General features: G+C 63.5%; 6 protein-coding genes. 4 read left to right on the plus strand and 2 right to left on the minus strand.

Annotated features, from left to right (window positions below):
- The first annotated feature begins 89 nt into the window (after positions 1-89).
- A complete protein-coding gene (locus V2I08_RS17105; protein ID WP_349636137.1) occupies positions 90-701 on the plus strand; it encodes a response regulator transcription factor in 612 nt (203 codons plus the stop codon).
- Here the strand turns inward: V2I08_RS17105 and V2I08_RS17110 are convergent.
- The gene (locus V2I08_RS17110; protein ID WP_349636138.1) at positions 687-4,031 is read right to left on the minus strand and encodes a PAS-domain containing protein; all 3,345 of its coding nucleotides are present in this window, start codon (positions 4,029-4,031) and stop codon (positions 687-689) included. The genes V2I08_RS17105 and V2I08_RS17110 overlap by 15 nt on opposite strands.
- A gap of 118 nt (positions 4,032-4,149) precedes the next feature.
- Here V2I08_RS17110 and V2I08_RS17115 point away from each other — a divergent pair, with 118 nt between their 5' ends.
- Positions 4,150-6,114 (plus strand): EAL domain-containing protein, encoded by a 1,965-nt coding sequence (locus V2I08_RS17115; protein ID WP_349636142.1) that lies wholly within the window; start codon positions 4,150-4,152, stop codon positions 6,112-6,114.
- Between the two features lie 11 nt (positions 6,115-6,125).
- Here the strand turns inward: V2I08_RS17115 and V2I08_RS17120 are convergent, their stop codons facing one another.
- The gene (locus V2I08_RS17120; protein ID WP_349636139.1) at positions 6,126-7,004 is read right to left on the minus strand and encodes a crotonase/enoyl-CoA hydratase family protein; all 879 of its coding nucleotides are present in this window, start codon (positions 7,002-7,004) and stop codon (positions 6,126-6,128) included.
- A gap of 342 nt (positions 7,005-7,346) precedes the next feature.
- On the opposite strand from V2I08_RS17120, the gene V2I08_RS17125 reads away from it, so the two are divergent.
- Together V2I08_RS17125 and tgt are read left to right on the plus strand one after the other, a co-directional pair.
- Positions 7,347-7,484, plus strand: a complete 138-nt coding sequence (locus V2I08_RS17125) for a hypothetical protein (protein WP_405053666.1) — start codon at positions 7,347-7,349, stop codon at positions 7,482-7,484.
- A 31-nt stretch (positions 7,485-7,515) separates the two neighbouring features.
- The gene (gene tgt / locus V2I08_RS17130) at positions 7,516-8,646 is read left to right on the plus strand and encodes a tRNA guanosine(34) transglycosylase Tgt (RefSeq protein WP_349636141.1); all 1,131 of its coding nucleotides are present in this window, start codon (positions 7,516-7,518) and stop codon (positions 8,644-8,646) included.
- The last annotated feature ends 119 nt before the right edge of the window (positions 8,647-8,765 follow it).

An 8,765-nucleotide genomic window follows, 5' to 3' on the forward strand; every position in this document is an offset into this window, starting at 1 on the left:
AGGGGATAGCCCCTATTTGCATCGCTGCCCAACAAGGGGCAGGATGGCGTCGGAGAGGGAAGGACGAGCCAACGGCGACAGGCACTATCTTGGTAGCGGACGATCATCCGCTTTTCCGTCAGGCCTTGGTCATGGCGGCCTCCAACGTCGCGCCCGACGCGCGGATCGTGGAGGCGGCGACGCTGGACCGCGCGGTAGAAACCGCCACCGCCGCCAGCGACTTGCTGCTCATCCTGCTCGATCTCAAGATGCCGGGATCGGTCGGCTTTTCCGGCGTCGCTCTGCTGCATGCGGAACGCCCCTCGGTCCCCATTCTCGTCATTTCCAGCGCCGACGCGCAGATCGCCGCAGCCGAAGCGCGCCGCTATGGCGCGGTCGGTTTCATCGGCAAGGATCAGGATCTGAGCGTCATCGAAGACGCCATCGCCGCCGCTTTGGCAGGCGAAGCGCCCGCCGTCACGCCGTTGATGCCGGACGAGGTGGACGAGATGGCGGGCAAAGTGGCCTCGCTGACGCCCACGCAATTGCGCGTCCTGCTCGGCGTACTCGACGGCCAGCTCAACAAGCAGATCGCCTGGGACTTGGGGGTCGCTGAATCGACCATCAAGTCGCACATGACCACGGTCCTCGCCAAACTCGGCGTCCAGAACCGCACGCAGGCCGCGCTCGCCGCCCGCGCGCTGGGGTTAGGGAACCACTGACCCGCCAGCGCGGCGTCGCGCTACCTCTGCAATCCATTGTTCCAGCACCGCCGCCGCCAAAGGCTTGGCGAGCAGGGGAATATCCCGCTCGGCGAGGCGCGCCAGCATCGCTTCGCTGCGTTCGGCAGTCACCAGCGCCACCGCCAGCCCCGGCGACCGATCGCGCAGCGCGTCGATCAGGTCGATGCCATCGCGCGCCGTGCCGAGCGCAAAATCCACCAAGGCGCCATCAAATGGCCCGCTGGCCGCCAATGCCTCGCTTTCCGTCGCCGCCACCACGCACTCATGCCCCATGCTCTCCAAAGCCGCCTGCATCGCCGCACGATTGGCCGAGTCATCGTCTACGACGAGCAGGCGCAGGCCGGTCGTCGGTGCGGGGAGCGCCGCCGCCACAGGTGCCGTCGCAATCGGCGACGCTGCCACCAGCGGCAGGCTGATCGCAAAGCAACTACCCTTGCCGGGCCAGGACCGCACCGCCACCGTCCCGCCGATCAAAGCGGCCGATCGCTCCACGATCGCCAAGCCCAACCCGATGCCGCTCTCGCTGCCCTGACCCAGCCGCTCGAACTCGCGAAAGATCAGCGCCAGCTTGTCCGGCGCGATGCCGATTCCGCTATCCCATATCTCGATGCGAACTGCAGCGCCTCGCCGTCGCACCGCGACGAGGATGCGACCCTCGTCGGTATAGCGGATGGCGTTGGAAAGGAAATTCTGGACGATCGACCGCAACAGGCTCCGATCCGTCTCGACCCAGCCTTCCCCCGGACCAACCCTTAGCACCAAGCTCTTTTCCGCCGCCAGCGGCTGAAAACTCTCGGCGAGATCGACCAGCATCGGCCGCACGGCAAAGCGGGTCGGTTGCGGCTTCACCCCGCCCGCGTCCAGCTTCGATATGTCGAGCAAGGCGCGCAACAGGTCGTTCGCCCCCTCGATTGAGCGATCAAGCCGCGCCAAGATCGCTTGCTCCGGTTCGTTCAGTCGCCGTCGCAAGGCTGATGAAAACAACATGGCAGCGTGCAACGGTTGCAGCAGGTCATGGCTCGCCGCTGCGAGGAAACGGGTCTTGTCCGCCATCGCCGCCGCCAGCTTCGCATTGACCTCGCTCAACTCCGCCGTCCGCGCCGCCACCGCCTGCTCCAGGTCGCGCCGCGCCGTCTCGGTCGCTGCCCGCGCCTGCGCTTCGACGGTGATGTCGGTGAAGGACATGACATAGCCGCCATCGGGCATCGGGCCGCCCACCGTCTTGATCCAGCGACCATCGGCGCGATACCTTTCGAACGCATGCTGGCGACGGCTGCGCATATGCGCCAGCCGCCGGGCGACATGATCCTCCACTTCGCCGGGACCGCAATCACCGCGCTCGGCGTTGAACCGGATCAGGTCGGCGACCGGCACGCCGCCCCGGATCAGGCCGGGGGGATAGTCGAACAGGTCGAGATAGCGACTGTTCCACGCCACCAGCCGCAGGTCGCGATCGACCACGCTGACGCCCACGTCTATATTCTCCAGCGTCGCCGCCAGCAGTCCTTGCGAAAAATGCAGCGACTGCCCCGACGCATCAAGCACCTGGGCGATCTGGGCAAAGCCCATGCCTTGGCCGGAAATAGCCGACGCCATGATGGCCCGCGCGGACGACGCGCCCACGACGCTGCCGATCAGCCGCTCGGCTGTCCGTGCGCTCGCCCGGTCGATCGGCGCATCACTGCCCTCGGTCGCGCCGAACGCCTCGATCATCGCCTCGGCACCGACGAAGCGGGTGACCAGATCGCCCAGCGCCTCCATCGTCGACACGGGCGCGATGCCGCGTTGCCGGACCAGTCGCACCGCGCCAACGCTGCGCGCCGATACCAGCAGGAAGGCGAGCAGATTGCCACCCAGGCTGATCAGTGTGCCCGCCGTCACCGCGCTGATGCCGCGCCAGGCGGGCGGGGTGATCGCCGCGCTGCCGATCGCGGGCAGGAACAGGATGACGAACCACAAGGCAAAGCCGGTCAGCAACCCGGCCTTGCCCGCCAGCGGGTCATTATGCGGCCGATAGACCGCGCAGATCAGAGCGGGCGCACATTGGGCGATCGCGACAAAGGCGATCAGCCCGACCGACGCCAGTTGCGTGGTGGATGGGGTGGCCATTGCATAGAGCACCGCCGCGCCGATCAGCCCGACGATGGCGCTGCGGCGTATCCACAACAACCGCTCGCCCATGTGCGAATCGCCTGACGATCGTCGTAGCAGGGCGGGTGCGAACAGATCATTGGAGATCATGCTGGAGATGGCGACGATTTCCGTGACAACCATCGCCAGCGCCGCCGACAGCCCACCCAGAAAGACGAATAGCCCCAGTCGATGATAGCCGAAATCCTGCGGCAGGCTGAGGACGAACAGGTCCGGCGCTCCGCCTTGGCCGAGCAGCGTCACACCGGCCGCAGCGATCGGCAAGACGGCCAGTACCGTCACCAGTAAATAGACGACGAAACCCCAACGCGCCGTCAAAATATCGTCGGGCGTTCGCGACTCCGTCACGCTGATGAAGAAATGGCGCGGCAGGCAGATAATGGTCAGCACCGACAAAAGGGTTGTGACCACGAAGTTCACATCCAGCCGCGTCGGCGCAAATCCGCTGCGGAAAGCCGTCATTCCCTCGGCTATCCGATCGGTCGGGGCGGTCCACAGCAGCCAGACCGCCAGCCCCGCGACCAGCAGCAACGCGGCCAGTTTGAACAGCGATTCGAAGGCGACGGCGAACAGGATCGCTTCATTCTGCCCAGACACCTGATAACGTCGTGCCCCAAAGGCGAGGGCGAACAGCGCCAGCACGGCCGCCGCCCCGACCAGCGGCGCGGTCGACTGCGCGATACCTGACACCAGCGCGAAGCTCAGCGCCACCGACCGCAATTGCAGCGCGATATAGGGAATGGTGCCAAACAGCAGGATCAGCGTCACTAGCGCTGCGACCGTGCGACTCTTGCCGAAGCGCGACCCGATAAAGTCGGAAATCGACGTCGCGCCATCTTCCTGCACTTCGGCGTTCAGCCTGCGCAGAAACCGTCCGCCCGCGATCATCAGCAGGATCGGGCCAAGATAGATGGGCAGATAGCTCCATCCCCCGGTCGCCGCCGTGCCTACCGCGCCGAAATAGGTCCAACTGGTGCAATAGACCCCCAAAGCCAGGGTGTAGGCGTGGATACGCCAGCGCGATTGGCGCAGCCGATGGCGATACGCATGCGCCAGCGCCGTCCCCCCGAACAGCAGGAGGACATAGGCAAGGGCGATGAACAGCTTGGCAGATATGGTGATGCTCCCGCAGTCTGCAGCGATCAGATCGACAGGCATAGGCTTACGCGCGCGAACGCGCCAGTTCGCTGGCGTCTTGGGGTTAACGAAAAAATAAAGGGAAACTGCCAAGAGGGACGGGGAACCGGAGACCGGCCATTTGGGCGCTTTGAGAAAATTGTTGGAAAGGCGCGCAGCGCAGTCGTCGGAAGAGGATGCCGATGTCCGGCGGAGCTTGGTCGAAACGCTCTACGCCTCGCCCGCATCGCTTACCATCGGCGCAGCCACCGGGACGGCTGTCGGCCTTGTCATCAGCAGCCTGTCGGACGGCCTCGCCATCCATGTGGTCGTCGCGACGCTGTGCCTTGTTGCCGCGCTGCGCGTCTTTTCCGCTATTTTCTTTCATCGCCAGTTGGTGCGCGGTACGGCGGTCGCCTCGCGACGCTGGGAATTGGCCTATGAGTTGGGGGCGTGGGCCTATTCAGGGCTTCTGGGCCTCATGGGATTCGTCACCCTCATCGGATCAACCAATTCCGTCATTCATATGCTCAGCGTGTCGATGGCCACGGGCTATGCCGGCGGTATTTCCGGCCGTAATGCGGGCCGCGTGCAGATCGCCATCGGTCAGGTTTGCCTTGCCCTGCTGCCGACCGCGCTCGGCCTCTGGCTGGAAGGTTCGACGGGCTATCGTGTGCTGTCGGTCGCCATGGTGGCCATGATATTGGGCCTCGCCGAAATCAGCTCGACCACGCATCGCATCGTCGTCCAGGCATTGATCGGTCGGCGCGACAAGTCTCTACTGGCCGAAAAATTCGAGCGGCTGGCGCGGTACGACAATCTGACCGGCCTTGAAAATCGCATGGCGATGCAGATGCGGCTGCGCGATATTTTCGAAACCAATGACAAACGCGCCGATGCCGTTGCCATTTTGTGGATGGACGTGGATCGGTTCAAGGAGATCAACGACTCGCTGGGCCATATGGTCGGGGATCGGCTGCTGCGCGTTGTCGCCGAGCGTTTGAACGAGATCGTACAGGGACAGGGACGGGTCGCTCGCTTTGGTGGCGATGAATTTGTCATCATCTGCCCCGATACGGACCGGGTCGCGGCAGCGACGATCGCCCAGGAGATAATCACGGATTTCGCGCACGGCTTCGATCTTGGCGATCATCATCTCCAGGTTACGGCCTCGATCGGCTATGCCGTGGCCCCGCAGGACGGCCGTGACATGGATGAATTGATGCAGCATGCGGATCTGGCGCTGTATGAAGCGAAAGGGGCCGGACGCAATCGGGCATCCAGCTTCAACTGGTCGCTGAAGGAACGGTTCAACCGCATCCACGAAATCGAAACCGGCCTGCGCCGAGCGCTGGACGGAGATGAACTCCAGCTCATGTTCCAGCCGATCGTCGCGCTCGACGGCGGCGACATCGATGCCTGCGAGGCGCTGATCCGTTGGAACCATCCCGTGCTCGGCTCCATTCCACCGTCCGAATTCATCCCGATCGCCGAAAGCATGGGGTTGATCGAAGCCTTGACCGGCTGGGTGTTGCGTCAGGCCTGCATCGCGGCGGCGGGGTGGCCCGGCGACGTTCGCGTGGCCATCAACATCTCGCCCGCCTCGCTCAAATCACACGACCTGCCCGGCAATGTCATTGCCGCATTGCTGGAAACGGGCCTGCCTGCCCGTCGGCTCGAACTGGAAGTCACCGAGTCCATCTTCCTTGATGATAGCGGCCAGACCAGCACGATTTTGCGCGAATTGCAGCGGATCGGCCTGCGGCTGGCGCTCGATGATTTTGGAACCGGCTATTCCTCGCTTTCCTATCTGCGCTCCTATCGGTTCGACACGCTCAAGATCGACCAGAGCTTCATGGCCGGGATCAGCGCCAACCCCGAAGATCGCGCGATCGTCCGTGCGATCGGCAATCTCGCGCGAGACCTGTCCATGGACACGGTCGCCGAAGGGATTGAAACGCCGGACCAACTCGCCCATGCCCGCGAAGCCGGTTTCACCAATGTTCAGGGCTATCTATTCAGCCGTCCCGTCCCCAATGAACGGATCGTCGAACTGATTGAGGCCGGTCCCCTTCATGGTCAGGAGCGCCCCGATCCGATCCTCCATCGCCGTCGCCTCGCCTGAGCCGCCGGTGGTCAGCGCAACCGTGTCTGTGCCGCCGCCAATCGCCGCATCATCCGCAGGTCACGGTCCGACAGCGCCAGGGCCGTGTCGGTCCATGTGGTCACGATATCGGTCAGTTCCTCCAATGTCATCGGATTGACCCGCCGCCCGGCGCGATTGATTCCGACATAACCGGCATGATGCGCCCGGTGATCCTTGATCCAGGCAACAGTGGCGGCTTCGCCTTCGCCCTGCTCGACGACCTGGGTGACGATGCCCATGTCGAACATTTCCTCGGCGCTATAGACGCGGCCATCGGTGATCATCTGGCGCGCCAGCACCGGGCCGACCCGGCGCGACAGGATGGAATAGGCGCCCATGCCGGGGAACAGGCCGAACAAGACTTCGGGCAGGCCAAAGCGCGCCTGCCGTTCGGCGATGATGACGTCAAAGCACATCAGCGCTTCCAGCCCGCCGCCCAGCGCGTCCCCCTGCGCCAGCCCGATATTGATGATGTTCATGTCGTTACAGTGCCAGATGCGATCGACGATCTCGCAGCAGGCGATGCCATAGCGCAGCAGCGTGTCCCGGTCGCGGCGCTGGATGCATTCGGCGAACATCTCCAGATCACCACCCAGGTTGAACACGCCGGGAAAGCGCGAGCCCAACACCATGAATTTGAGCATTCCGCCCTTGTCTTCGAACAAGCGGCGACTCTCGCGCTGCCACGCCATCGTATCGCGAATCAGGGACAGGTTGGAATTGGGCCGTTCCAGCGGCGTCATGAACGCCCACAGCGTTGCCAGTTCGGCGTCCCAACGGACATCGATCTGCCCAAGGTCGAACAGGGTGGAGCGCGCAATATCGGCCACCAGCGCCCGTTCAGCCGCTTCATCGTTAATCATATTCATCGTCGCAGCCTTTGCGTTTGCGGCTGTTTCGCCTGCGGAATTAAATTGTCCTGAATCAATCATATGCACCCCCGATTTTTCGTTGGGTCTCAACAAAACAGGCAGGCAAGCGGCATGCAATCGGCAGGACATCCGACCGAGCCTGTTAACCATCTTTATATGCAACTGTTGCACCCTGGTCGCCCGAAAATAAGGCTATGCGCGTGGATAGTTGCGATATTGCAACAAAGTGCGCTTTCGAACGATCGTAAAAGTTCACCAAAGACATCTTGTTAATCTTTGCCGATTACGTCTGCTCTCATGCATCGAGAGCGATCCGATCCCCAATTTGCCACTTTGGCTTTGCACGACCAGACGGGCGCTTATTGGCCGTTGCGCCTTTCGACCGACTGCCTGCGCTTCATCGGTCCCTACCGCCGGGTCGAAGGCTTCAATATCGACGCGCTCGCGCTGTTCGACGGCGTTCGCAAGGCGGGTTGAACGCCTGCACGTTCGCTCCTAGAGCGCGCAGATGACCCAGCCCCGCTTCTCTTTTTCCATCGCCGCCACCGACGGCAAGGCCCGTACCGGCGCAATCACGATGCGCCGGGGCGAGATCCGCACGCCCGCCTTCATGCCGGTGGGCACCGCCGCCACGGTAAAGGCGATGCGCCCGGCCGAAGTGCGCGCCGCAGGTGCCGACATCATCCTGGGCAATACCTATCATCTGATGTTGCGCCCCGGTGCCGAACGCATGGCGCGGCTGGGCGGTCTGCATGGTTTCATGGGCTGGGACCGGCCGATCCTGACCGATAGCGGCGGCTATCAGGTGATGAGCCTGTCGGCGCTGACCAAGATGAGCGAGCAGGGCGTCGCCTTCTCCAGCCATATTGACGGGTCGAAGCATATGCTGACACCAGAGCGATCGATGGAGATCCAGCGCCTGCTCGACAGCGATATCGTCATGGCCTTTGACGAATGTACCAAAAATGGCTGCACCCATGAGGAGGCGACCAAGTCCATGGAGCGCTCGATGCGCTGGGCGAAGCGCTCGCGCGAGGGTTTCGACGCAGGCGGCGACCATGCCGATCGCGCCGCGCTGTTCGGCATCCAGCAGGGGTCACTCGATGAAGGGTTGCGGCGGGAATCGGCCCAGCAACTGATCGACATCGGCTTCGACGGCTATGCCGTGGGCGGCTTGGCGGTGGGGGAGGGGCAGCAGGCGATGTTCGCCACGCTCGACTTCGCGTCCGACATGCTGCCCGCCGACAAACCCCGCTATCTGATGGGCGTAGGCAAGCCCGACGATATCGTCGGCGCGGTCGAGCGCGGCATCGACATGTTCGATTGCGTGCTACCGACCCGGTCGGGCCGCAATGGCCAGGCCTTCACCTGGGCCGGGCCGCTCAACATCCGCAATGCCCGCTTCGCTGAGGATCAGGGGCCGCTCGATCCGCGCTGCACCTGCCCGGTCTGCACGACCTGGAGCCGCGCCTATCTCCATCATCTCGTCAAGGCAGGCGAAATGCTGGGTGCGATGCTGATGACCCAGCATAACATCCATTTCTATCAGGCACTGATGCAGGGGATGCGGGACGCCATCGCCGCCGGGCAGTTTGCCGCCTTCGCGGCCGACTTCCGTCGCGATTATCAGCGCGTCTAAAGCCGGATGACTCGAAGTTGAATCGTCATTGCGAGCGCAGCGAAGCAATATCCGCCTGTTCGAGCAGTCCGTCGAGTGTTTTCCGAATACGCGCGAATATCTCGTCCATCTCCGCGTCC

This window comes from Sphingobium sp. MK2 (assembly GCF_040170545.1).
Taxonomy (GTDB): Bacteria; Pseudomonadota; Alphaproteobacteria; order Sphingomonadales; family Sphingomonadaceae; genus Sphingobium.

Excerpts from the sequence above, each read along its gene's own strand:
- V2I08_RS17110 (WP_349636138.1), bottom strand. The coding sequence starts at position 4,031 with ATGCCTGTCGATCTGATCGCTGCAGACTGCGGGAGCATCACCATATCT.
- V2I08_RS17120 (WP_349636139.1), bottom strand. The coding sequence starts at position 7,004 with ATGAATATGATTAACGATGAAGCGGCTGAACGGGCGCTGGTGGCCGAT.
- tgt (WP_349636141.1), top strand. The coding sequence starts at position 7,516 with ATGACCCAGCCCCGCTTCTCTTTTTCCATCGCCGCCACCGACGGCAAG.